Source organism: Pseudomonas sp. Hz4 (assembly GCF_054898165.1).
This window is the reverse complement of the sequence record NZ_CM142719.1, coordinates 5696212-5721107: the sequence shown is the minus strand read 5'-3', so window position 1 is coordinate 5721107 and position 24896 is coordinate 5696212. Positions and strand designations below refer to the sequence as shown.

The following is a 24896-nucleotide window of genomic DNA, read 5'->3' as shown; positions in this document are numbered from 1 at the left end:
CCATTCGTAATGTATGCGAATGGGCGCCGTTGTGCGTTTAGTGTCTGACCGATAACGGTCAAGCAACGCCCCATCCGAGCCTGACAGGTCGAACCTGCTGCAGCGCCCCTCGGACAGGTGGCGGGAAAACGGTATCAACCGAAGATGACCGTTTTGAAACGGTGGCGATTATAGCCGTGTGAGCGATACTTCCAAAGCGTTTCTGTTGGTCAATGTCTGAACGGTTATCGAGGCCATAGTCGATGCTTGATAGAGCTCGAGGTTGGGCTCTGCCATGATGGCCAGCATCAATTGGCAAGACGGTCAGGAGTGAATATGAATTTCCACACCCGCAAATGGGTAAAACCCGAAGACCTCAACCCCAACGGTACGCTGTTCGGCGGCAGCCTGTTGCGCTGGCTCGACGAAGAAGCGGCGATCTACGCCATCGTCCAGTTGGGCAATCAGCGTGTGGTGACCAAGTACATTTCAGAGATCAACTTCGTCAGCGCCTCGCGCCAGGGCGACATCATCGAACTGGGCATCACCGCCACCGAGTTCGGTCGCACTTCAATCACCCTCAAGTGTGAAGTGCGTAACAAGATCACCCGCAAAAGCATCCTGACGGTGGAGAAGATTGTCTTCGTCAATCTGGGTGAAGACGGCTTGCCTGCACCGCACGGCCGGACCGAGATCAAGTACGTCCAAGACCAGTTCAAGGATGATGGCATTCACGAATAACGCGCACTGATCGTTCCCACGCTCTGCGTGGGAATGCAGCCCGGGAAGCTCCGCGTCCCAAGATCGGACGCAGAGCGTCCATTGAGGCATTCCCACGCAGAGTGGGGGAACGATCTGCTGAGGGTCAGTGAACAGCTCCGAACCGCGCGTGTCGTACCTACATGACACGCCACAGGTTCCGGAGCTATATGGACACGCAAAAAGACGGCAAAACCCCGAACCTCTCGGCGCAAGAGAAGCACGACGTCGACAAGAGCCAGCCCCCGCGCGCTGCTGTTCTGCATGAAATTATCCGCACTCAGGGCGATCAGGAGCTTGAACGCAGCGTTGCCGCGCTATGGTGGTCGGCGCTCGCGGCCGGCCTGACCATGGGCCTGTCGCTGATGGCCATGGGACTGCTCAATTCCCGTCTGCCGGACGGCGAAGGCTTCAAGGTGATCGCCAGTTTTGGTTACTGCGCGGGGTTTCTTGCGGTCATTCTCGCCCGTCAGCAATTGTTCACGGAAAACACGTTGACGGCTGTGCTGCCGGTCATGACCAAGCCCACGCTGAACAATTTCGGACGGTTGCTGCGCCTGTGGTCGGTGGTGCTGGTGGGCAACCTCTGCGGCACGTTGCTGGTGGCATATGTGATGCTGCATCTGCCGATTTTCGACAGCAAGACCGACCTGGCCTTCCTCGATATCGGGCGCAAGATCATGGAGAACAGTGCCAGCCAGATGTTCGCCAAAGGCATTGTGTCGGGCTGGATGATCGCCACCATGGTCTGGATGATTCCGTCCATGGAGAGTGCCAAGATGTGGATCATCATCCTCATCACGTACCTCATGGCGCTGGGGGATTTCACCCACATCGTGGTTGGCTCCGCCGAGGTCTCGTATCTGGTGTTCGCCGGCGAGTTGCCGTGGAAGGATTTCTGGCTGGTGTTCGCCGGGCCGACGCTGGCGGGGAACATCATCGGCGGCAGCTTCATCTTCGCGCTGATCAGCCATGCGCAGATTCGCAGCGAGAGCGGGCCGCCGAAGCAGACTGCGGATCAAGGCCCGGAGCCCGATCCGCAGGAGAGCAAAAAGTAATAAGTTTGAAATCTTTGTTAGAGAAAGGACCGGACTCATCAGCCAGACACATTGACCACTCCCGCCCCACGACGTTGCAGATAGATGTAGAAAACCGCCGTCGCCACCGTCAGCCCACTGATCAGCGCGCCGGTCCACGGCAAGTCCGCCAGATCCGCGCCGCTGGCGACAACCAACCCACCTACCCACGCACCGGCGGCGTTGCCGAGGTTGAACGCGCTCTGGTTCAACGTTGAACCCAGATTCGGCGCTTCATGGGCCTGATCGATGATCAGCAGTTGCAAAATCGGGCACAGGGCAAAGGCGAAGATGCCCCACAACACCAGCGTGATCGCGGCTGGAATGACCGAGTGGCTGGTCTGTGTGAACGCGGCCAGCACGACCAGCACGGCCAGCGCCATGCCGACCAGTGAAGGCAGCAAACGACTGTCCGCCAGTCGACCACCGAGCATGCTGCCCGCGGTCAACCCCACACCCAATAACAACAACATGATGGTTACGCCATGCGGGCTGACGCCGGTGATGTCTTGCAGGATGGGGGCAATGTAGGTGAAGACGCTGAACAGGCTAGTTGACGCCAGCACGCTCATGCCCAACGCCAGCAACACATTCACTTTGCCCAGCACTTTGAATTCGCTGGCCAGGTTGGCCTTGTCCATGGCGATGTCCTTCGGCAACCAGACCCACTGCGCGATCGCGGCAATCACGCCGATCACCGACACCGCCCAGAACGTCGACCGCCAGCCAGCGTATTGTCCGAGCGCGGTGCCCAATGGCACGCCCAGCACGTTGGCCAGGGTCAGGCCGGTGAACATCAGCGCAATCGCCTGGGCGCGTTTGTTGGGTGCCACCAAACTGGCGGCGACCACCGACCCGATGCCGAAGAACGCACCGTGGCACAGGGCCGTAATGACCCGCGCGGCCATCAGCGTGGCGTAGTTCGGTGCCAGAGCGCAGAGGATGTTGCCGAGGATGAACATCAGCGTCATGCCCAGCAACGTGGCTTTGCGCGGCATGTTGGCGGTGCCGACCGCGAGGATCGGCGCACCGAACACCACGCCCAGTGCGTAGCCGGTGATTAGCAAGCCAGCGTGGGGAATGCTCACGGCGAGGTCGCGGGCGACATCGGGCAGCAAACCCATGATGACGAATTCAGTGGTGCCGATGCCGAATGCGGCAACAGCGAGGGCAAGCAAGGCGAGTGGCATGCGCAAGGTCTCTGGCGATAGTCCTGACGCTCTGATCAGGCATACGCAGGCCGACGCCCGTTCTCGACGAGAGCGGGCGGTGGCAGAAATTATTGGAATTAGTCTGTGCGCAACTGAGTGCGGCGTGGTCGCTTGCAGTATAAACAGCTGCTGACATATGGCGAATCAATTATCTGGGCGCTTCCCGCAGGGAACAAAAATATATAAAGGAGTGTGCCGTGCTTGCCACAGCACTGGTGTTAGTCGCGGCGCTGTTGCACGCGGCGTGGAATACCCTGATCAAATTCAGTGCGGAACGATTGTTGGTGGTGGCCTGCATGGACAGCGTGGCGATGTTGTTTGTCGCGGTGATGCTGCCGTTCGTGAACGTGCCGCCTCTGGAAATCTGGCCGTGGATTCTGGCGTCGGCGGCGTTCGAGTTGCTCTATCGCTATCTGCTGATCCAGGCGTACCGCGTCGGCGACCTCGGGTTGGTCTACCCGCTGATGCGTGGCTTGTCGCCGCTGGTGGTGCTGGCACTGACGCTGATTTTTGCCGGCGAAGTGCTGACGAGCCAGCAGATCTTCGGGATTCTGCTGATTCCGTTCGGCATGCTTTGCCTGCTCTGGCAGGGCGGTGGCGGTGCGCGTTTGCCGTGGTCGATGCTGCCGGTGGTGGCGTTGATCGGTCTGTGCATCGGCTGCTACACCTTCATCGACGGCCAGGCGTTGCGACGCTGGTCGCATCCGCTGGATTACCTGGTGTGGGTCACGTTGCTCAGCGCCTGGCCGTTCCCGTTACTGGCTCTGGTGCGTAAGCGACCGGCTTTCATGTTGTTCTGGCGTGAGCAGTGGCGATTGGGGTTGGCAGTCGGGTTTTGCGTGTTGTTCAGCTACGCTCTGGTGCTGTGGGCCATGCAGCTGGGCTCGATTGCCGAAGCGGCGGCATTGCGCGAGATCAGCGTGATTCTGGTGGTGCTGTTCGGCATGCGTTACCTGAAAGAACCTTTTGGCAGACCTCGGCTCTTAGCCTGTGGGCTGGTGCTGATCGGCATGCTGGTGATGAAGTTTTGACTGGAGCTCGACTCTTGAAACTTGAAGAAGGGATTGCGTTATGACGGTTGCTCTGTGGTGCATTTTGATCGCGATTTTCCTGCCCTATCTCTGCACGGGCATCGCCAGGGTCAGTGGCGGGTTCAGGCCGAAAGACAACCATGACCCCCGTGACTTTCTCGAGTCACTGAATGGTTTGGGTCGACGCGCGTATGCGGCGCATCTGAACAGTTTTGAAGTGACTCCCGCGTTCGCGGCGGCGGTGATCGTTGCGCACCTGGCCGGTAATGCCGAACTGGTGACGATCAATGTGCTGTCGGTGTTGTTCATCACCAGCAGGCTGCTGTACATCATTTGCTACTTGGCGGACTGGGCGATTTTGCGGTCGCTGGTGTGGTTGGTGGGGATGGGGTTGATCGTCAGTTTTTTTGTGGTTTCCGTTTAAGAGCAAGCTCAAAAGATCGCTGGCGAAGCCAGCGATCTTTTGACTTTAAAGCTTGTCGGTCACCTGAGGCACTTGAGGCAGGGCTGCGCCTTTAGGCCAGAGCATCCAGATCTGCCCCTGCTGTTTCATGTCGCCGGCCAGTTGCCCGGCCGCATCGCCCGTGCCCCAGAACAGGTCCGCACGGACTTCGCCGGCAATTGCGCCGCCGGTGTCTTGAGCGGCTACCGGGCGTACCAGTGCGGTACCGTCCGGTTTAGTCGTCGATAACCACAACAGACTGCCCAGAGGAATCACTTTGCGATCAACCGCCGCGCTATAACCTGCGGTCAGCGGTACGTTCAGCGAGCCGCGAGGCCCTTCGTTGCTGTCCGGGTTACGGGTGAAGAACACGTAGCTGGGGTTGCTGCCCAACAGTTCCGGAATGCGCATCGGATTGGCCTTTGCCCAATTGCTGATGGCGCCCATGGTCACCTCTTCTTTTTTCAGCTCTCCCTGATCGACCAACCAGCGGCCGATGGGTCGATAGGGGTGACCGTTCTGGTCGGCATACGCAATGCGTAATTGAAGGCCGTCGTCGAGTCGAATGCGGCCCGAGCCCTGAATTTGCAGAAATTGAAGATTCATCGGGTCGGTCAGCCAGGCAACAACCGGTGCCTTGACCCCTTTGGTTTCAATCGTTGCCGCATCGTCGTAAGGCTTGAGCACGCGACCTTCGAGTCGTCCACGCAAGCGTTTGCCTTTGAGTTCCGGGTAAATGCTGTCCAGGGAGACGATGATCATGTCCTCGGGTACGCCATACACCGGGATGTTCGCCGCTTCGGTCTGGGTCAGGCTGCCGGGGTAGACCGGCTCGTAATAACCGGTGATCAAACCGTTGGGATTGTCATTGGCGGCGCGCAGGCCGTAGACGTCGAGGTTCTGCTTGAGGAAGCCACGAATATCGTTGGCGGTTTGCGGCACGTTGGCGGCAGCCGCACACGTCGAGCCCCAGACCGGGTCGGCTTTGAGTCGGGTGCAAGCGCTGCGCCACGAGCCGAAGCCGGCCACCAGGTCGTTGTCGGACACTGTCGGAAGGGCTTCCCACGTGGCGCTGGAGTAGGTGGCCAGGGCGTGGGTTTTTGGTTTGTTGTTGTCGCCACCGGTGCAGCCCGCAAGCACGGCCACCATCGGAAGGGTCCAGGCGAGGTTGTGACGCCATGCCTTGAAACGGCTGTTCATGGAGTAATTCCTTTGCTGGTTGCCTGAGTGCTCCATGCGCTCAAACAACCCGTATTGATAATAGGGCTATTGGTCTTTGCCGATGACGCGAGGATACTGGTCGCCGTTTCCCGTGACCTGAAGCCACCATGACTCTCAAAAGACTTTCTGTTGTATTGCTGGCCTGCCTGACGCTGTCCGCCTGCGGTGGTGTCGACCCCAACTCGCCGCTCGGCCAGCGCAAGGCAATCTTCAAGCAAATGCTCAAGACCAGCGAAGACCTGGGCGGCATGTTGCGTGGTCGCATTCCATTTGACGGTCCGAAATTCGCTGATGGCGCCGTGAAACTCGACGCGTTGTCCCATGAACCCTGGAAACATTTTCCGCAGGTGCGCGAAGAAGATCACACCAGCGCCAAGGACAATGTGTGGCAGCAGCAGGCACGCTTCCAGGAAATGGTCCGCAATCTTGAGGCCGCCACCGGTGAATTGGTGATTGCCAGCAAGGTTCAGCCTTACAAGGCCAGTAACCTGGGCCCGGCAGTGCAGAAAGTCGAGGATGCCTGTAGTGCGTGCCATAAAGAGTTTCGGGATCATTGATTCTCACTTGTTGATCGTTCCCTCGCTCTGCGTGGCTATGCAGCCCGTGACGCTCCGCGCCACTGGACGCGGAGCGTCCCTAGAGGCATTCCCACGCAGAGCGTGGGAACGATCAGTCCTGAACTGATCCTTACTTATCCAACTCATCGAGTGCGTTCTGCAATTCCTTGCGGGACTCGGCGAGTTTGTCTTTGCGCTTGTTGATCTTCTCGGCGTCGCCTTTCTTCATTGCCTTGTCGAGATCAGCCTGACGCGTGCTGACTTCGTGCTTGGCGTCGAGCGCTTTGTTCTCCCGTTCTTTCTTCAGCGAAGCGTCGGTGCAATGAGCGGTGACTTCGCTCAGGGCCGTTTCAAGGCCAGCCTGCTGATCAGCATTACCGTGGGATTTGGCCAGTTCAATCTGGTTGATGATGCCCTGCTTCTTCGCGGCGCAGCCGGTCAGCCCTGGAGCTTCTTCGGCGGCCATCAGTGGAGTGGCCATCACGCTGCAAAGGGTCAACAGGGCGAACGGTGAAAGAAGTTTCATAAAGGCTCCATGTGAAAAGACAATTGGGTCGATGTGGCGATGGGGTGTTTGAGCCCAGCGGCGTCATTGGGTTCCGGGTTGGTGGCATCACCCGTTGTTAAAAACCGTCAATCCCGGCAACACGTAATGTTTCACTCAAGGCCAGGACCTGCGGGTCGCGGAAAAAGGCACTCAACTGCGCTGCGCGTCCCGGGCCGATGCCAGGTTCTGCCTGCCATTGTTCGGTGCTTCGTTGCGCCAGTTCCTGCCATGAGTTGGCGAGGCGTGCCTGACCGGTCGGTGGCAAACCCAAGGCCTTGAGCCAGCGAGCGAATGGGCGTTGCCGGGCACTGTTGAAGCTGTTCAAAAGACGAGCACTGCTGCGTTCGCCGAAACCGTTGATGTTAGCAAGCTCTTGAGCATCGAGGGTCAACCAATCCAGCAGGCCGTTCAGGCGGCCTGTTTCGAAAAGTTTCGCCCAAGTGCCAGGGCCAACATGTGGCAACGCCAGTCCCTGCTTGCCGCTGAGCCAGGTCAGTCGGGCGAGGAATTGGCTTTCGCACCCCGGTGTCGTTTGCCAGCAACTCAAATGATGAAAGTCCTCAGCCAGCGGTACGCTCAATTCAGCACGTTCGGTACTGCGCAGCATGACACCGTCGAGCCTTGGAATGGTCAGGCCTGCCAGGCTGATGGCGACCTGGTCTCCAGGCCGGACATCCAGCATTTCCCAGCGTTGCAGTGAGCTCACGCTGACTCGTTTGATCTGCCGGTCATCAAGCATTACCGGTATCAGTTCCAGGACCGGCGTGATCCGTCCGGTCCGTCCAATGTTGAAGTGGACCTTGCGCACCTCGGCCAGCGCCTGAGCAAAAGGGTATTTCCAGGCGACGCTCCAATAAGGCGGTTTGGCCTGCCAGCGCTCGGCGAGTGGACGCTGACCCTGGCGCAGGACAATCCCATCACTGGCGAAGGGCAGAGGCGAGCGATACCAGTGATCTCGCCAGCGTTCGGCGTCGGCGAATACCTTGATCGAGTGACTGTAAGGTTCGGCGCTCGGGAAACCCAACTCATCCAGGGCCGCGACGCGGGCGGGCAAACTGGCCGGGCCTTGCGGCCAGTCCCAGACAAACAGGCCGATCCCGGCGGCGTGCTCAGTGCTCAATTTTTTACGGGCCATCAAACCGGCCACTGTAGCGCGTGCATGGAGGCTGCCGGCTTGGGCTTGTACGTGGTCGGTCAGGCGCCAATAGAGTTCACCTTGCAACAGCAGGTCCTGCGGTTGTGGCAATCGTTGAGGGATGGCGGCGATCTGGCGCGCCGAAGTCGTCCAGTCCTGGCCATTTATCCCGTCACCGCGACTGATTGCCTGAGTCAGCAGGCCTTTGCGGTAGATCAGCGTCACCGCCACACCGTCTATTTTTGGCTGAATCCAGACATCGCTCCGACCTTTTAGCCAGGCTTCGACGGCGCGCCCCTCGTGGAGTTTTTCCAGACCGGTGTGGGCGATGGGGTGAGCAATCGTGCCGCCCGCGGTGCGTAACGGTTCCGCGGATTGGCCCAAGGCAAAACAGGTGCGCCATTCGGTCAGTCGCACACGGGACTGATCGTAGAGTTCATCGGCGACCAATGAGCGGCCTTCCCGGTGATAGCTGTCGTCCCAGAGGTCGATCTGTTTTTGCAGAGAGGTGACTTCGTCCAGGGCGCGTGCGGCTAGCCAGTTGGGGCACTCGGCAGCGTGGGTGGTCAGGCAGAAAGCTATCAGTAGAAAACCGAAAAACACGCGCAGGTTGAGCAGCATCGTGAGCGTCCTTGCTCAAGTGGAATGCTTGAAGGCTAGGACGGATTTTCAGGATGAGCAGACCGGCTGTTTTTCAGCGTGTGTCGGCATCCGGACAGCGGACAATAAAAAGCCCCGCACGGCGAACCGTGCGAGGCTTTTGGTACCGCCGGGGAGGTCTTACAAGCCGGCAGCGGCGCGCAAGGAATCGGCGCGGTCGGTCTTTTCCCAAGTGAAGGTGGTGAACGTGTCTTCGCCCACAGTCTTGGTGGCCGGGGTACGACCGAAGTGGCCGTATGCAGCGGTTTCCTGGTACATCGGGTGCAGCAGGTCGAGCATGGTGGTGATTGCGTATGGACGCAGGTCGAACACTTCGCGAACCAGTTTGACGATTTTGTCGTCGCTGATTTTGCCGGTGCCGAAGGTGTTCAACGAGATCGAAGTCGGCTGAGCAACACCGATCGCGTAGGACACCTGAATCTCGCAACGCTCGGCCAGGCCGGCTGCCACGATGTTTTTGGCCACGTAACGACCCGCGTAGGCGGCCGAGCGGTCAACCTTCGATGGATCTTTACCGGAGAACGCGCCGCCGCCGTGACGGGCCATGCCGCCGTAGCTGTCGACGATGATCTTGCGACCGGTCAGGCCGCAATCGCCTACCGGGCCGCCGATGATGAACTGGCCGGTCGGGTTGATGTGGAACTGAGTGTCTTTGCTCAGCAGTTCGGCAGGCAGTACGTGCTTGACGATCAGTTCCATCACGCCTTCGCGCAGGTCTTTGTAGGACACGTCAGGGTTGTGCTGGGTCGACAGTACAACGGCGTCGATACCGACAACCTTGCCGCCTTCGTAACGGCAAGTCACTTGCGACTTGGCGTCCGGGCGCAGCCAAGGCAGCAGGCCGGATTTACGGGCTTCGGCCTGACGCTGAACCAGATGGTGCGAGAACGTGATCGGTGCTGGCATCAGCACGTCGGTTTCGTTGCTGGCGTAGCCGAACATCAGGCCCTGATCGCCGGCGCCTTGATCTTCAGGCTTGGCGCGGTCGACGCCTTGGTTGATGTCAGGAGACTGCTTGCCGATGATGTTCATCACGCCGCAAGTGGCGCCGTCAAAGCCGACATCGGAGCTGTTGTAGCCGATGTCCAGAATGACGCTACGCACGATCTCTTCCAGATCGACCCAGGCCGACGTGGTGACTTCACCCGCGATGATTGCCACGCCGGTTTTAACCAGCGTCTCGACCGCTACACGGGCGAACTTGTCTTCAGCGATGATGGCGTCCAGCACCGCATCGGAAATCTGGTCGGCGATTTTGTCCGGATGCCCTTCAGACACGGACTCGGAGGTGAAGAGGGAGTATTCGCTCATCTCGATTTTTTCCTGAATTTACCGATGGTGAGTGTCGCCAGTCGGTCGCTGAAAGTGGCGAACCTGGATCTGGAAACCATTACGTAAGCCTACATAGAGGCTTTCCCCGGGAACGAGTCCCGCAGCGGTGGCCCAACGGGCCAAATCGTCCTGTTCAAACCCCAACCAGAGATCACCGCAGGCCTCCCTGGCCCAACTCTGGTTGTGGCTACATAACTCTGTCACGAGCAGGCTACCGCCTGGTTGCAGCAAGTCGGCCATGCGCTTGAGCGCTTCGGCCGGCGCGGCGAAATGGTGCAGCACCATGTTCAGTACAACGCAATCGGCTTGAAGGCTCACACCGTTCAATGCATCGGCCAATTGCAGGCTGACGTTAGCCAGCGTTTCACGTTCGCAGACCTGACGCGCCAGTTCGAGCATCGCCGGGCTGTTGTCCAGCGCCGTGACCTGGGTGAAGCGGCGCGCCAGTTCCGGAAGAAATGCACCGTCTCCGGGGCCGACTTCGATGGCCGTGGCGCCTTCGCTGAAGCTCAGCTTGTCGAGCAGCGCCAGCACGCTTTCGCGGTATTGCGGCAGGCCGGCGATCAAGTCTTGCTGGGCGCGAAACTTCTCCGCGACCCGTGAGAAAAAGTCTTGGCTGGCCGCTGCTCGTTGCCCATGGACCTGACCGATTCGCGACTGCACCTCGGCAGGCAGGGTCAGGTTATCCACTTCTTCCAGTAGCGCAGCGTGCAGCTTGCCGCCCAGCAGGTCGGTGTGGGGCAGGGCACGGCGGTAGAAAATCGCGTTGCCTTCACGGCGAGTCGCCACCAGATCGGCCTGGGACAACACCTTGAGGTGGTGACTCATGCCGGACTGACCGATGCCGAAGATCTGCGCCAGTTCCAGCACGCCGAACGAATCGTTGGCCAGCGCGCGCAATACATTCAGACGCAGAGGATCGCCGCCGGCCTTGCACAGGGCCGCCAGCTCATCGCAATCGTCAGGTCGAATGGAGGGTGCACGTAAATTCATAAGGCCAGCAGTCTAGTGACGGTCAGAAATCACCGCAAGAGCAATATCAAAAAGTTTTGATATTGCTCGATAGATGGCACTTCTCGGGGAAAGGGTCACTCTACAAATCGTCAGCGGAAAGGTTTCATCAGGCGAATGCGACTTTATCCACCGGAAAAACGCCTTCAGATGACTATCTGTCATTGCCCCGAGGCGGCCCGGTGAGGGAAAATGCTCGCCTTTTTTCCGTTTCGTTTTATTCACTCTCGATTCAGAACCCGCAGGAGAACAGCGATGCCCAGCCGTCGTGAGCGTGCCAACGCCATTCGTGCCCTCAGCATGGATGCCGTGCAAAAAGCCAACAGCGGCCATCCCGGTGCCCCTATGGGTATGGCGGATATCGCCGAAGTACTTTGGCGTGACTACCTGAAGCACAACCCGAGCAATCCATCGTTCGCCGACCGTGACCGCTTCGTGCTGTCCAACGGTCACGGCTCGATGTTGATCTACTCGCTGCTGCACCTGACCGGCTACGATCTGTCGATCGATGACCTGAAGAACTTCCGCCAGCTGCACAGCCGCACCCCGGGCCACCCGGAACTCGGCTACACCCCGGGCGTTGAAACTACCACCGGTCCACTGGGCCAAGGCCTGGCCAACGCCGTTGGTTTTGCTCTGGCAGAAAAAGTCCTGGCGGCGCAATTCAACCGTCCGGGCCACAACGTCGTCGACCACCACACCTACGTGTTCCTGGGTGATGGCTGCATGATGGAGGGCATTTCCCACGAAGTCGGCTCCCTGGCCGGTACGTTGGGCCTGGGTAAACTGATCGCGTTCTACGATGACAATGGCATCTCCATCGACGGCGAAGTCGAAGGCTGGTTCACCGATGACACGCCTAAGCGTTTCGAAGCCTACAACTGGCAGGTCATCCGCAACGTTGACGGTCACGACCCTGAAGAAATCAAGATCGCGATCGACACCGCGCGCAAAAGCGAGCTGCCGACGCTGATCTGCTGCAAGACCACCATCGGTTTCGGTTCGCCGAACAAGCAAGGCAAAGAAGACTGCCATGGCGCCCCACTGGGTGACGCGGAAATCGCCTTGACCCGAAAGGCACTGAACTGGAACTACGGCCCGTTCGAAATTCCGGCCAACATCTACGCCGAGTGGGACGCCAAGGAAACCGGTCGCGCGGCCGAAGCCGAATGGGATCAGCGTTTCGCGGCCTACTCTGCAGCGTTCCCTGAGTTGGCCAACGAGCTGATTCGTCGTTTGAGCGGCGACCTGCCGGAAGACTTCGCCGAAAAAGCCTCTGCTTATATTGCTGAAGTCGCCGCCAAGGGCGAAACCATCGCCAGCCGTAAAGCCAGCCAGAATGCACTGAATGCCTACGGCCCGCTGTTGCCTGAACTGCTGGGCGGCTCCGCTGACCTGGCCGGTTCCAACCTGACCCTGTGGAAAGGTTGCAAAGGTGTTTCGGCTGAAGACGCCAGCGGCAACTATATGTACTACGGCGTTCGCGAATTCGGCATGAGCGCGATCATGAACGGCGTGTCTCTGCACGGCGGTCTGGTGCCTTACGGCGCGACTTTCCTGATGTTCATGGAATACGCCCGCAACGCAGTGCGCATGGCCTCGCTGATGAAGAAGCGTGTTGTGTTTGTCTACACCCACGACTCCATCGGTCTGGGCGAAGACGGGCCGACTCACCAGCCGATCGAGCAACTGACCAGCTTGCGCAGCACGCCGAACCTCGACACCTGGCGCCCAGCCGATGCCGTTGAATCGGCTGTGTGCTGGAAACTGGCGCTGGAACGCAAGGACGGCCCTTCGGCGCTGATCTTCTCGCGTCAGAATCTGCAGCATCAGGAGCGTGATGCCGACCAGATCGCCGACATCGCCCGTGGCGGTTACGTGTTGAAGGATTGCGCAGGCGAGCCTGAGTTGATCCTGATCTCCACCGGTTCCGAAGTGGGTCTGGCGGTTCAGGCCTACGACAAGCTGACCGAACAAGGTCGCAAGGTGCGCGTTGTTTCGATGCCTTGCACCAGCGTGTTCGATGCTCAGGACGCCGGCTACAAGCAAGCGGTTCTGCCGTTGCAGGTCAGCGCTCGTATCGCCATCGAAGCCGCCCATGCGGACTACTGGTACAAGTACGTGGGCCTGGAAGGCCGCGTCATCGGCATGACCACCTACGGCGAGTCGGCGCCTGCGCCAGCCTTGTTCGAAGAGTTCGGCTTCACCCTGGAAAACATCCTGGGTCAGGCTGAAGAGCTGCTGGAAGACTGATCCAGACGTTGCGTTATCGGGGCTGACGTCTTCGCGGGCAAGCCTCGCTCCTACAAGGGGTTGCGTTGTTTTGCGGGATTGGGATAACCCCAATTCCCAAGTCAGCCGAAGACCTGTAGGAGCGAGGCTTGCCCGCGAAGGCGGCAGACCTGGCGACCACATTCCCAAGCGTCATCGAGAACCCCATGCCTCAACCGCGTCCTTACAAAGTTGCACTCAACGGCTACGGCCGGATTGGTCGTTGCGTCTTGCGTGCGTTGTTCGAGCGAGGGGCGGCGGCCGGGTTTGAAATTGTTGCGATCAACGATTTGGCTGACATGGCCAGCATCGAATACCTGACACGCTTCGACTCCACTCACGGGCGTTTTCCCGGTGAAGTGAAGGTCGACGGCGATTGTCTGCATATTAATGGCGACTGCGTGAAGGTCCTGCGCAGTGCCACCCCCGAAGGCATCGATTGGGCGTCGTTGGGCGTCGATCTGGTGCTGGAGTGCTCCGGCGCTTACCACACTCGGGTCGACGGCCAGCGCTTTTTGGATGCCGGTGCACCGCGCGTGCTGTTTTCTCAGCCGATGGCCAGCGAGGCGGATGTCGACGCCACCATCGTCTACGGCGTGAACCAGGATTGCCTGACCGGCGACGAGCTGCTGGTGTCCAACGCGTCCTGCACCACCAACTGCGGCGTGCCGCTGTTGCGCCTGCTGGATCAGGCCATTGGTCTGGAATACGTGTCGATCACCACCATTCACTCGGCGATGAACGATCAGCCGGTGATCGACGCCTATCACCACGAAGATTTGCGCCGCACCCGTTCGGCGTTTCAGTCGGTGATTCCGGTGTCCACTGGTCTGGCGCGTGGCATCGAACGGCTGTTACCGGAACTTGCCGGGAGAATTCAGGCCAAAGCCGTGCGGGTGCCGACGGTTAACGTGTCTTGCCTCGACATTACGATGCAGACCGTGAGCGATACCGACGCCACCGAGGTCAACCGGATTTTGCGCGAGGCCGCCACCACTGGCCCACTCAAGGGCCTTCTGGCCTACACCGAGTTGCCTCACGCCAGTTGTGATTTCAATCATGACCCGCATTCGGCCATCGTCGATGCCAGTCAGACCCGAGTTTCCGGCCCACGGCTGGTGAATATCCTGGCCTGGTTCGACAACGAATGGGGTTTTGCCAACCGAATGCTGGACGTTGCAGAGCACTATCTGCAAACAGCTTCTCCACTCTCTGCTTATCAAAAGCCGTAAACCAGGAAATGCGACCCATGACCGTGTTGAAGATGACCGACCTCGATCTGCAAGGTAAGCGCGTACTGATCCGCGAAGACCTCAACGTCCCAGTCAAGGACGGTGTTGTCACCAGCGATGCGCGAATCCTGGCCTCGCTGCCGACCATCAAGCTGGCCCTGGAAAAAGGCGCGGCCGTGATGGTCTGCTCGCACCTTGGCCGTCCGACCGAAGGCGAGTTCTCGGCCGAGAACAGCCTCAAGCCGGTCGCTGACTACCTGAGCAAGGCGCTGGGTCGTGAAGTGCCGCTGGTGGCCGATTACCTGGACGGCGTTGACGTGAAGGCCGGCGACATCGTGCTGTTCGAAAACGTGCGCTTCAACAAGGGCGAGAAAAAGAACGCTGACGAACTGGCCAAGCAATACGCCGCCCTGTGCGACGTGTTCGTGATGGACGCCTTCGGCACCGCTCACCGGGCTGAGGGTTCGACCCATGGCGTGGCCAAGTTCGCCAAAGTCGCGGCCGCTGGTCCGTTGCTGGCCGCCGAGCTGGACGCACTGGGCAAAGCCCTTGGCGCCCCGGCTCAACCCATGGCGGCCATCGTTGCCGGCTCCAAGGTTTCGACCAAACTCGATGTACTCAACAGCCTGAGCCAGATCTGCAACCAGCTGATCGTCGGCGGCGGCATTGCCAACACCTTCCTGGCCGCTGCCGGTCACCCGGTCGGCAAGTCCCTGTACGAGCCGGATCTGCTGGACACCGCGCGCGCCATCGCCGCCAAGGTCAGCGTACCGCTGCCGGTCGACGTCGTCGTTGCCAAGGAATTTGCTGAAAGCGCGACCGCTACCGTCAAGCTGATCGCTGATGTGGCCGCAGACGACATGATTCTGGACATCGGCCCACAGACCGCGGCGAATTTCGCCGAGCTGCTGAAGTCGTCCAAGACCATCCTGTGGAACGGCCCGGTCGGCGTGTTTGAATTCGACCAGTTCGGTAACGGCACCAAAGTCCTGGCCCAGGCCATCGCACAAAGCTCGGCGTTCTCCATCGCTGGCGGCGGCGACACCCTGGCAGCGATCGATAAATATGGCGTTGCCGATCAGATCTCCTACATTTCTACCGGCGGCGGCGCGTTCCTCGAATTCGTCGAAGGCAAGGTTCTGCCGGCCGTTGAAGTCCTGGAAAGCCGGGCCAAGGCCTGAGGTCGCCCATTTGACCAGGCAAAGGAGTGTTCAGATGGTCAAGACATTAGCGCTATTGATTGTCGCGGGTTCGCTGGCAGCTTGCGGGAGTAACCCCAAAGCCCCGAAGGTACCCGAGACGCCTGAACAGGACAAAGGCTGCTACCAGGCCGACTGGCAGGCCGAAACCAACCCGGTGATCAACAAGCGCTCCGGGCCTGATGGCCTGGACAAATACGAGACGCAGACCCCGGCCAAGGAACATGGTTGCCCTTGACGGGTCTGACACTTTACTCAGGGCTGGCGGCGTGCGTCGTCAGTCGAGGAACATGGATGAAAGGTTTTATCGCCGTTACGGCGCTGGCTCTGCTGGCAGGTTGCGCCAATTTGAACCTGTTCAAGCCTGCCGAATCGACGGACAGCTGGACCACCTGGACTTGCGACAGTCAGGCCAACGTGCTCTGGCGCTACACCGACGAAAGCCGCAAGGAAGTCGACGTTCGCTTGGGCGGTGCCGATCAGGTCTACCGCTTGAAGCATGAGCCGGGCGCCGAAGGTTCGCTGTACAGCAACGACATGCTGGCGTTTCACATAAAAGGTGAGGAAGGCCTGGTGTACTGGGTCGCCACCAATGATTTGATCGGCCGCGGTTGCAAAGCCGAGTAATTGAAGGCTTGCGCCAAACCTGTAGGAGCGAAGCTTGCTCGCGAAGAGGTCATCACATTCAACACATGTGTTGTCAGTTAAACCGCTTTCGCGAGCAAGCTTCGCTCCTACAGGAGATCGACCGAATTGGCAGGCAGGGCTAACCCCCGATCTGCAATAACTTGAATAGCCGCCGCCGCTACGGCAGGCTGGCACGATTAACGACCCTAAACCGGGAGATACACACACAATGGCACTTATCAGCATGCGCCAGATGCTGGACCACGCAGCCGAGTTCGGCTACGGCGTTCCAGCCTTCAACGTCAACAACCTTGAGCAGATGCGCGCCATCATGGAAGCCGCTGACAAGACTGACTCCCCGGTGATCGTCCAGGCTTCGGCCGGTGCTCGCAAATACGCCGGCGCACCGTTCCTGCGTCACCTGATCCTGGCGGCGATCGAAGAATTCCCGCACATCCCGGTGTGCATGCACCAGGACCACGGCACCAGCCCTGACGTCTGCCAGCGTTCCATTCAACTGGGCTTCAGCTCGGTGATGATGGACGGTTCCCTGGGCGAAGACGGCAAAACCCCGACCGACTACGACTACAACATCCGCGTTACCCAACAAACCGTCGCCCTGGCTCACGCCTGCGGCGTATCGGTAGAAGGCGAGCTGGGCTGCCTGGGTTCGCTGGAAACCGGCATGGCCGGTGAAGAAGACGGCATCGGCGCTGAAGGCGTTCTGGATCACAGCCAAATGCTGACCGACCCGGAAGAAGCCGCTGACTTCGTCAAGCGCACCCAGGTCGACGCACTGGCCATCGCCATCGGCACCAGCCACGGCGCCTACAAGTTCACCAAGCCACCTACCGGCGACGTGCTGGCCATCGACCGCATCAAAGAGATCCACAAACGCATCCCGAACACTCACCTGGTGATGCACGGTTCGTCTTCGGTTCCGCAAGACTGGCTGGCGATCATCAACCAGTACGGTGGCGACATCAAAGAAACCTACGGCGTACCGGTTGAAGAAATCGTCGAAGGCATCAAGCACGGCGTGCGCAAGGTCAACATTGATACTGACCTGCGTTTGGCGTCCACCGGTGCGATGCGTCGCCTGATGGCGACCAACCCGAGCGAGTTTGATCCGCGTAAGTTCTTTGGCGCTACTGTTACTGCGATGCGTGATGTGTGTATCGCTCGCTACGAAGCTTTCGGCACTGCCGGTAATGCTTCGAAGATCAAGCCGATCTCGTTGGAAGCGATGTATCAGCGGTATTTGAAGGGTGAGTTGAACGCTAAGGTGAACTGAGCCTTAGAATTTGACCCGTGTTGTGAAAAACCCGCCGAGAGGCGGGTTTTTTCTGGGCAGGGATTTTTGCGCGCAATAACTACCCAAAAGTCAGAGAAAATGGCGCTGCCGCTTGCTCAATGGCACTGACCACATGAGGTGCCTGTTCCCGATACTCAGGATAGCGTTCAAGTACTGCTTCAACCGAGGCAAGCAATTGCTGAATGCGCTCCTGGGGTCGCTCGATCTCACAGGTGTGCGCAAACTCCAGCAGTCCTTGCCGCGAGGCAAACATTGACTTGTTGCCCGCCAGATCCAAAGCCAAAACATCTTCCGGAATATAGGCCGTGGTGTTGACGATGTCGTAGGCCGGCGCCAGGCGTGCATCGCGTTGCGTAGGCTCGGAATAGAGCAATCCGAAGTTTTTCAAATGAGCGTCGCCATTCCCGACAATACAGCTCAGGGCAACGCTATCAAAGAGTTGATCAAGGGAGGTGCGTAAATGTTTAGTCGGGCAGAACACACGGATAGCCTTGGCGATTGCCGCATAGCTTTTGCTGTACTTCTGGTCAGCCGATAGCCCCATCAACACCGCCATGTCTTCAAATCCAATTGGGTTGAGCTGGTCGTCGCGATCAAAGCGACGCATGACAAACAGCTTGGCATTATCGGAAAGGTAAAACGGCGGAACGGGAATACCGGCCTCCTTCGCAATGGACATGCAAAGGAACTCGTTGATTGCCAGACCGGGAAATTCGTCTCGGCCACTTTTGATAATCAGGTCCGAGGTTTTCGAGGTCACCCGTGGCAATCCGGCTTCCTGGCGTTCCGGAACCAACACTTTGGGTTGAACGCCGGAAATGCCGGCACGCAGGATGTAGCGATCAAGAATGTCGGCGAAGATATCTTCCGTACCGTCCCATGTCAGAATCTCTTCGAGTTTCTCCCCCGGAAATTGTTGCTCCTCCAGCAAGGCGTCAACCGTTTCAGACCGCACTTGCACCCTGCCGATGGGCGAAGTGCTGCCGGAAAGCGCCAGCAAAAGCATCGGATCGACATTCACGGTCTTGGCTAATCGATTTCGTAGTTGCTCCAATACATAGCCTTCCGGCAGGTTCATCTGAAAAACAGGGTGCAGTTCGCGCCGACGAAACTCGTCATGCCTTACGGGCATCGACAAGCTGATAGCCATTTCTGGCGATGCATTTTCGTGATAACGGAAAGTGAAGTCTTCGGCATCGCTGAAAAGCCTGCCGCTACGCCCCTCAGGCGTGCTGACTTTGAGAGAGGTCATCTTCATTCGAATAAATCCCCAAGCTCTTCAAGGGTCGGCATAGCAGCTGGAACGACAGCAAGCTCACAGTCCAGAGCGCCAAGCACACGCGCATAGGCGATCATGCCGACAGACAGAGTACCTTTCTCGACTGCGATGACTTTGTATCGAGTCAGTCCCGCGAGGTCGGCAAGCTGTGCTTGCGTCAGACCGCGATTTATACGTTTTTCCCGTAATTGGTTGCCGAGACGGCTGATCAACAAAAAATAATCCATGTTCCGCTACCGTAACATTCATGGCTGAATGTAGCGTATGCGCAACATTTTATCTACGTCGTATTTAAGTCCACGACTAGCGACGACACGGGGATCATAGACCGTCAAGAATCCACAAACGCATCCGAACACCCACCTGGTGATGCACGGTTCCTCGTCGGTTCCACGAGAGTGGCAGGCGATCATCAACCAGGAACTAAAAGGGGACAGATCTGAATGGCACTTACTTAACATGTTTTGCGTGCCCATTTTTCCTGACATCTGCCCTTGCTGACCGACGCGGTTTGGTCAGTAAGGGGTAGGCTTGAGGTCTTCGTTTTATGGCTCGCGGTTCGATACGACCAGGCCGATTCCCGACGCGCCTCTGAGCAATCAACATCAATAAACTCGACAGGCCATCCTCGTCTTCGGGGCTGCCATATTGTCGCAAAGCCAGCCATAGCTGAAGGCTGTGTTTGAAGCTCAGTTCGCGAGGCAAGCAATCCGCTAACAGAGCCGATTGCGCCATGAGCATTCGGATCAGATTGTGTGCCAACAGATAGACCCATAACTCCTTGACTGCCATGCCTGGGGTTTTGCAGCTTAACTTTCCAAGTCCTAGCGTAGCTTTGAGATTGCGCAGATCCAACTCGACATGCCATCGACCCTTGTACAGCGATTTGAGAGCTGTTTTGGGTGTCTGCTTCGGGCAATGCAACGTGGTGACCAAAGTCTTTCCACCCGCCTTCAGCTCTCGCACTGTCAGTCTTTCAGGCGCCTGTTCGTAATGCGTTTGACTCATCCACGGCGGTCTTCTTGCAGGCTTTTTCAATTCGATCAGGTGATCTTCCGAACCCAGACTTTGCCCTAGGCGAAAGTCCGTGCTGCGCCGTCGAGCACCGTATTGTTCGAACACGCCATCGACACCTCTTCGTTGCAACTCACACAGCAAGAAGTAGGTAGCGTAGTAAGCGTCGCCCAATAAAATGTCGCCTGTTTTCAGCGTGTCGAGCATTGATCTGAGCAGCGTTTGCTCATCGCCGCCTTTGCCTCGGAAGCGCCCAAGGGCGGCATCCAAGACGGCGCCGCTGGAAAGGCAAACGATGCCAACCACGCGACACAGGGGAAAACCAAGACCGACTTTCTGGCCGCGTGACTGCGGATAGGCACCCTGATTGGCCGCAGTGTCGGGCATGCTGACCGTCGTGCCGTCCACCAACCGTACAGGCCGTCCCATCCAGCGCCACGACGAGGGTGCGTTATCACTTATCGAAGCACCGGTGTGCCTGACCAGCGTAGAAACCATTTCCACAGGTAGGCGTTTTCTGGCTTTGCAGTAGGCGCCCGTGCGAGTGCTACTGGGCTTCATGCCGCCACATGACCGTTTAATCGACAAGTCGTTGACGGCGTTCTGGCAGGAACGGTCGGCACTCATTGCTTGAGCCAGAAACATGGACAGCGTTTCAGTCGGCGGAAACAGACGCTCCCGATATTCCGGCAGTGCAGACTCGACGCGCTGTAAGAGCTCGGGAGACGTGAGGAGATTGAAAAACGCATAGGCATCACAGTCCGAAGCGTGTCGATGAAAACGTTGCTGTTGATGCTGGAGAATTTCACGTCTACGATTCATTTGGGGCTGTGTCCTTGGTTCGTCGGGGTGTGTTCGCAACTATCACCGTAGACCAAGACCAGCCCCTCTTCATTTTTTGCTTTCAGCTCAAGTGGTTAGCAGCTAAGTAAGTGCCATTCGGGACAGATCTATTTAATCGTCCCCTTTTGCGTAAAACGCCAACTAGTCAGCTATTTTCGTACCGGCTCATCAAACCCACGCTGTTCAATCACCCGAAACACATCGCTCACATCCTGAACCATGATCCGGGCGATGTTGGTGACGGTGTTGATGTCGTTCTCGGCGTAGTCGGGGAGGCTGGTGCATGCCATTAGGTGCAGGTATTTGAGAACGGCGTTGAGGCGTTCGCTGACGCAGTTGTGGAGTTCGCGTAGCGGGGCGTCGCTGTCGATGAGCAGGACGGGGTAGTCGGTGGCGAATTGGGACATGGGGGTGAAGCGGCGTGGCGGTAGCTGATTTGACATGGAAAATCCTTAACTCAAGAAAAGATTTTGCCACCGTTTGCTGCGAAACAAATTGGGTGACAGCTGTGCGCGGGTTCGCAGACCGAGGAGTTAAGACCCGGCAGACCCGAAGGTCTCCCACGCACAGCCGCCATAAAAAACGAGTACGGGCAAACGCTGCCCGTGCCGTATTTTGACGGTTGTGGTTCTAACTCGGTAGGGCTGCGAAACCCTATCGCCGACTGTTGCCGGCGACGGGGCGAACTATAAGCGGCGACTTTGGTGGCTGCAACCGGGGTGTAGGACGTGCGCGGTCATTGTGGCGAGGGAGCTTGCTCCCGTTCGACGGCGCAGCCGTCGTAAAACCGGGCACTGCGGTGTGTCTGAGGAAATAGCGTGGCAGGGTTTGGGGCTGCTTCGCCGCTCAGCGGGAGCAAGCTCCTGCGCCACGAAGGTTTCGTTCCTACACCTTTTTCAGAAGCGATGCGATTCAGATCGTTCCCACGCGCCTGCGTGGGAATGCCTTAGCGGACGCTCCGTGTTCGGCTCTGGATGGGACGCGGAGCGTCCCGGGATGCGTTACCACGCAGAGCGTGGGAACGATCGGGCGTGCTCTCGCTACTTATCGTGATCAATATCCAGCTTGCTGAACGTCACTTTCCCGCCTTCGCTGGTGTATCCGGTGTTGTCCTGCACATAGACCCCGGCCTTGAAGTAGAGCGGTTTGACGCTCCACGTCGCGCTGATGTTGGTGTCCCATTGGTAGCCTGCAGCGCTAATGCCCAATGCCCCCTTGGGGCTGAGGTGGATGAGGTAGGAGAACTGCTGATCAAGTTTCACGCCCGTCGCAATGGTGATCACCCGAATTTCATCGTCAGTTGGGTGCATACGCACCTTGGCGACGATGTTGCCCGTTTGAGTGCTGGTCTTGTACTGATACTCGACCTTCACCATGGGTTTCTGGCTTTGATAGGCGTGGATCTGGCCGATGACGATCTTGCCCGAGCTCGGAACCTGTTTCACCGCCAGGGTGGCATACAGGGTATTGTCGGCGTCCGGGTAGAGCCAGTTGCGCAGGGTGCCGCTGCTGTAGGTTTCGCGAAGTTCGGTGCGGGGATACTGTGTGTTTTCGGTTTTAGTGCCGGTGACCGGGGCCCAGAAATACAACGTGCCGGTGTCGGAGTGGAAGTATTTATCCTTGAAACCGTCCACCAGTTTGGTTGTTTCAACGGTGTACGGCGGGCTGCCGACAGGAACGCTAAGGTTCCAGGTTGCGAGATCGATCATAGATAATGCTTCCACAGATTTTTACAGCACGGACGTACCAGAAGCTCTGGCGCGCGCCTCGGGGGCGATCTTTATAATCGCAGAAGTTCAATTTGTTAATGCCTGACTGACAAATGGATGACGTCAAAATCCTGTTAAAAGGCCATCTTTCCCGGTTTTAGGGGCCTGTAGCGCCGACCGTTAGTCGGTAAATGAACGCCTTGGTTAAATGATGGCGCACTGACACCTTCTGCTTTCGCGGATCCGGTCTAGAGTGAAGGCTTAGTATTTGTCCGGTTTTCACGAGAAACCGGCCTGACGTCCCGCATAAGAGAAGCAGCATGGAATGCGCGCAACCCCCGCCAGCTGAAGGCAACTCAATCCTTTTAATCGTCGATGATTACCCTGAGAACCTGATCAGCATGCGCGCGTTGTTGCAGCGCCAGGACTGGCAGGTCATGACCGCCGCCTCGGGATTTGAGGCGCTCAGCCTGTTACTCGAACACGATGTCGATTTGGTACTGCTGGATGTGCAGATGCCGGGCATGGACGGTTTTGAAGTGGCGCGCCTGATGCGCGGCAGTCAGCGAACCCGTCTTACGCCAATCATTTTCCTCACCGCCAACGAACAGTCCCAGGACGCCGTGATCAAGGGCTACGCCAGCGGGGCGGTGGATTACCTGTTTAAACCGTTCGACCCACAAATTCTCAAGCCCAAAGTCCAGGCGCTGCTTGAGCATCAGCGCAATCGCCGTGCACTACAGCGCCTTAGCCACGATCTGGAGGTAGCACGCGCGTTCAATGCCTCGGTGCTGGACAACGCCGCCGAAGGCATCCTGGTGGTCGGTGAGGACGGTCTGATCCGCTTTGCCAATCCGGCGATGTCGCGGCTACTCAATGCCACGCTGCAAGACCTGCAGGGCAAAGAGTTCCTGGATTTTCTGCAAAATCCGCACATCCCGATCTGGGCCGACTCCGAGCTGTTCGCTGGTTACAAGCGCGGCGAAACCTTGCGCCTGCATGATGCATTGCTGCGTACGGCGCCCGGCCAGCAGGTGCCTGTGGCGCTGTCCTGCGCGCCATTGCCCAGCGAACAATATGCGATGGTGGTGACGGTGCTGGACATGTCGGTGGTGCGCCATTTGCATCAGCAACTGGAGTTCCAGGCGGTCACGGACCCATTGACCGGGCTGCTCAATCGTCGCGGCTTTTACCAGACTGTGGAAAACCTGCTGCTGCGTGGCGAACGTTCCGACAGCGCCTGGGTGCTGCTGTATCTGGACCTCGACGGCTTCAAGCGGGTCAATGATTCCCTCGGTCACGATGCTGGCGACCGGGTGCTGCGTTGGGTGTCCGAGCAGTTGAAGGCCAGTCTGCGGCCTTTCGACATTCTGGCGCGCATGGGCGGTGATGAGTTCACTGCTTTGCTGGATCTGGAATTCCCCGAGCAAGCGGCAAAGATTGCCGAGAAACTTATTGAGCGGGTGTCGATCTGTCAGCAGATTGATGGCCTGGATATCGCGTTGGGCGCCAGCATCGGCATTGCGACATACCCGGATTGCGGTGCCAATCTCGACGGCCTGCTGCGCGCATCGGACATCGCCATGTACGAAGCCAAGCGCGCCGGCCGTCAGCAATATCGTTTCTACGATCACGAGATGAACGGCCGCGCGCGCTCGCGGCTGATGCTCGAAGAAAGTGTGCGCGCGGCGATCGAGAACCGTGATTTCAATTTGGTGTATCAACCTCAGGTGGCCATTGTCAGTGGGCAGATTCGCGGGTTCGAAACGCTGCTGCGCTGGCAACACCCGAGCGTCGGCGATGTACCGCCGGGGCTGTTTTTGCCGTTGCTGGAAGAGGCACGGTTGATCAGTCGCCTGGGTAGCTGGATCTATCAACAAGTGGCGAGCCAGCGAAAGGCCTGGGAAACCTTGTTTGCTGAGGATCTGGTGCTAAGTGTCAGTTTGAGCAGTACGCAGTTCGGCATGCCCAATCTGGTCAGCGAGTTGCGCCAGGTACTGGAGCGCCATGGTTTGCAGGCGCACCATCTGGAAGTCGAGGTCACTGAAGAGGGCTTGATGCAAAACCCGGAGAAAACTCGCAAACAGCTGCGCCTGCTGCGGAACCTGGGCGTGCGAGTGGCCTTGGATGACTTCGGTTGCGGGCCGTGTTCGCTGGCTCATCTGCGTGATCTGGAGCTGGATACGCTCAAGCTCGACCGGCATTTGATTGCCCGGCTACCGGAGTCCTCACGCGATGCGGCGCTGGTGCGCAATGTGATCGACCTGTGCAAGCAGTACGGGATGCTGGTGATCGCCGAAGGGGTGGAAACCGTTGCGCAATATCAGTGGCTGCAAGCCAATGGTTGCGAGTACGTACAAGGGGCTCTGGTCGCGCGGCCGATGATGGCCGAGGACGTCGGCGAGTTTGTGCAACCGTTCGACTGGAACACGCTGGCCGCCTGAAT

General features: G+C 58.5%; 23 protein-coding genes and 1 riboswitch. Of the genes, 12 read left to right on the top strand and 11 right to left on the bottom strand.

The annotated features are described in order from the left end of the window. Positions 1-14: 14 nt before the first annotated feature. Positions 15-117: riboswitch (S-adenosyl-L-homocysteine riboswitch) on the bottom strand. A gap of 198 nt (positions 118-315) precedes the next feature. Both ACYZTR_RS26410 and ACYZTR_RS26405 read left to right on the top strand, forming a co-directional pair. Next, complete coding sequence (locus ACYZTR_RS26410; protein ID WP_461975067.1) at positions 316-720, top strand: acyl-CoA thioesterase; 405 nt, start codon at positions 316-318, stop codon at positions 718-720. A gap of 188 nt (positions 721-908) precedes the next feature. Next, positions 909-1796 carry a formate/nitrite transporter family protein gene (locus ACYZTR_RS26405; protein ID WP_461975065.1) on the top strand — a complete coding sequence of 296 codons (888 nt, stop codon included), beginning with the start codon at positions 909-911 and terminating at the stop codon, positions 1794-1796. A 38-nt stretch (positions 1797-1834) separates the two neighbouring features. Here the strand turns inward: ACYZTR_RS26405 and ACYZTR_RS26400 are convergent, their stop codons facing one another. Continuing rightward, a complete protein-coding gene (locus tag ACYZTR_RS26400) occupies positions 1835-3004 on the bottom strand; it encodes an MFS transporter (protein ID WP_461975063.1) in 1170 nt (389 codons plus the stop codon). 218 nt (positions 3005-3222) lie between these two features. Between ACYZTR_RS26400 and ACYZTR_RS26395 the strand changes: the two genes are divergently transcribed. After that, the gene (locus tag ACYZTR_RS26395; protein ID WP_461975061.1) at positions 3223-4056 is read left to right on the top strand and encodes an EamA family transporter; all 834 of its coding nucleotides are present in this window, start codon (positions 3223-3225) and stop codon (positions 4054-4056) included. Positions 4057-4096: 40 nt separating this feature from the next. Then, positions 4097-4480, top strand: a complete 384-nt coding sequence (locus tag ACYZTR_RS26390) for an MAPEG family protein (protein WP_461975059.1) — start codon at positions 4097-4099, stop codon at positions 4478-4480. 45 nt (positions 4481-4525) lie between these two features. On the opposite strand, the gene mltA is transcribed toward ACYZTR_RS26390, so the two are convergent. Further along, complete coding sequence (gene mltA, locus ACYZTR_RS26385) at positions 4526-5698, bottom strand: murein transglycosylase A (protein ID WP_461975057.1); 1173 nt, start codon at positions 5696-5698, stop codon at positions 4526-4528. Positions 5699-5826: 128 nt separating this feature from the next. Between mltA and ACYZTR_RS26380 the strand changes: the two genes are divergently transcribed. Continuing rightward, the gene (locus ACYZTR_RS26380; RefSeq protein ID WP_461975055.1) at positions 5827-6276 is read left to right on the top strand and encodes a c-type cytochrome; all 450 of its coding nucleotides are present in this window, start codon (positions 5827-5829) and stop codon (positions 6274-6276) included. A 130-nt stretch (positions 6277-6406) separates the two neighbouring features. On the opposite strand, the gene ACYZTR_RS26375 is transcribed toward ACYZTR_RS26380, so the two are convergent. The 4 genes from ACYZTR_RS26375 to ACYZTR_RS26360 form a co-directional block, all read right to left on the bottom strand. Next, positions 6407-6802, bottom strand: coding sequence for a DUF1090 domain-containing protein (locus ACYZTR_RS26375; RefSeq protein WP_461975053.1), 396 nt, complete (start codon positions 6800-6802; stop codon positions 6407-6409). A 97-nt stretch (positions 6803-6899) separates the two neighbouring features. After that, positions 6900-8579 carry an NAD-dependent DNA ligase LigB gene (gene ligB, locus ACYZTR_RS26370; RefSeq protein ID WP_461975051.1) on the bottom strand — a complete coding sequence of 560 codons (1680 nt, stop codon included), beginning with the start codon at positions 8577-8579 and terminating at the stop codon, positions 6900-6902. Positions 8580-8738: 159 nt separating this feature from the next. Further along, positions 8739-9929 carry a methionine adenosyltransferase gene (metK, locus tag ACYZTR_RS26365; RefSeq protein WP_461975049.1) on the bottom strand — a complete coding sequence of 397 codons (1191 nt, stop codon included), beginning with the start codon at positions 9927-9929 and terminating at the stop codon, positions 8739-8741. Positions 9930-9947: 18 nt separating this feature from the next. Next, complete coding sequence (locus ACYZTR_RS26360; RefSeq protein ID WP_461975047.1) at positions 9948-10943, bottom strand: ArsR/SmtB family transcription factor; 996 nt, start codon at positions 10941-10943, stop codon at positions 9948-9950. A gap of 273 nt (positions 10944-11216) precedes the next feature. Between ACYZTR_RS26360 and tkt the strand changes: the two genes are divergently transcribed. From tkt to fba, 6 genes are all read left to right on the top strand, one after another. Continuing rightward, the gene (gene tkt, locus ACYZTR_RS26355) at positions 11217-13214 is read left to right on the top strand and encodes a transketolase (protein WP_461975045.1); all 1998 of its coding nucleotides are present in this window, start codon (positions 11217-11219) and stop codon (positions 13212-13214) included. 185 nt (positions 13215-13399) lie between these two features. After that, the gene (gene epd / locus ACYZTR_RS26350) at positions 13400-14464 is read left to right on the top strand and encodes an erythrose-4-phosphate dehydrogenase (RefSeq protein ID WP_461975043.1); all 1065 of its coding nucleotides are present in this window, start codon (positions 13400-13402) and stop codon (positions 14462-14464) included. A 17-nt stretch (positions 14465-14481) separates the two neighbouring features. Continuing rightward, entirely contained in the window at positions 14482-15645 is a 1164-nt protein-coding gene (locus ACYZTR_RS26345) for a phosphoglycerate kinase (protein ID WP_449645616.1), read from the top strand. A gap of 34 nt (positions 15646-15679) precedes the next feature. Next, positions 15680-15901, top strand: coding sequence for a hypothetical protein (locus ACYZTR_RS26340; protein ID WP_283181993.1), 222 nt, complete (start codon positions 15680-15682; stop codon positions 15899-15901). 56 nt (positions 15902-15957) lie between these two features. Continuing rightward, complete coding sequence (locus ACYZTR_RS26335; RefSeq protein ID WP_461975041.1) at positions 15958-16290, top strand: MliC family protein; 333 nt, start codon at positions 15958-15960, stop codon at positions 16288-16290. Positions 16291-16519: 229 nt separating this feature from the next. Continuing rightward, positions 16520-17584, top strand: a complete 1065-nt coding sequence (gene fba, locus ACYZTR_RS26330) for a class II fructose-bisphosphate aldolase (RefSeq protein ID WP_046045276.1) — start codon at positions 16520-16522, stop codon at positions 17582-17584. Between the two features lie 79 nt (positions 17585-17663). Here fba and ACYZTR_RS26325 read toward each other — a convergent pair whose 3' ends face one another. From ACYZTR_RS26325 to ACYZTR_RS26305, 5 genes are all read right to left on the bottom strand, one after another. Continuing rightward, positions 17664-18863 carry a type II toxin-antitoxin system HipA family toxin gene (locus tag ACYZTR_RS26325; RefSeq protein ID WP_461975039.1) on the bottom strand — a complete coding sequence of 400 codons (1200 nt, stop codon included), beginning with the start codon at positions 18861-18863 and terminating at the stop codon, positions 17664-17666. Then, on the bottom strand, positions 18860-19111 hold the full coding sequence (locus ACYZTR_RS26320) for a helix-turn-helix domain-containing protein (protein ID WP_449645621.1): 252 nt from the start codon (positions 19109-19111) through the stop codon (positions 18860-18862). Before ACYZTR_RS26320 ends, ACYZTR_RS26325 begins: the two co-directional genes overlap by 4 nt. 223 nt (positions 19112-19334) lie before the next feature. Further along, positions 19335-20720: an IS4 family transposase gene (locus ACYZTR_RS26315; RefSeq protein ID WP_461975037.1), complete on the bottom strand. Its 1386-nt coding sequence runs from the start codon at positions 20718-20720 to the stop codon at positions 19335-19337. A 170-nt stretch (positions 20721-20890) separates the two neighbouring features. Beyond that, positions 20891-21184: a fructose-bisphosphate aldolase gene (locus ACYZTR_RS26310; protein WP_461975035.1), complete on the bottom strand. Its 294-nt coding sequence runs from the start codon at positions 21182-21184 to the stop codon at positions 20891-20893. Between the two features lie 597 nt (positions 21185-21781). Continuing rightward, on the bottom strand, positions 21782-22450 hold the full coding sequence (locus tag ACYZTR_RS26305) for a polysaccharide lyase family 7 protein (protein ID WP_461975033.1): 669 nt from the start codon (positions 22448-22450) through the stop codon (positions 21782-21784). A 320-nt stretch (positions 22451-22770) separates the two neighbouring features. On the opposite strand from ACYZTR_RS26305, the gene ACYZTR_RS26300 reads away from it, so the two are divergent. Continuing rightward, positions 22771-24894 carry a putative bifunctional diguanylate cyclase/phosphodiesterase gene (locus ACYZTR_RS26300; RefSeq protein ID WP_461975031.1) on the top strand — a complete coding sequence of 708 codons (2124 nt, stop codon included), beginning with the start codon at positions 22771-22773 and terminating at the stop codon, positions 24892-24894. Positions 24895-24896 lie beyond the last annotated feature (2 nt).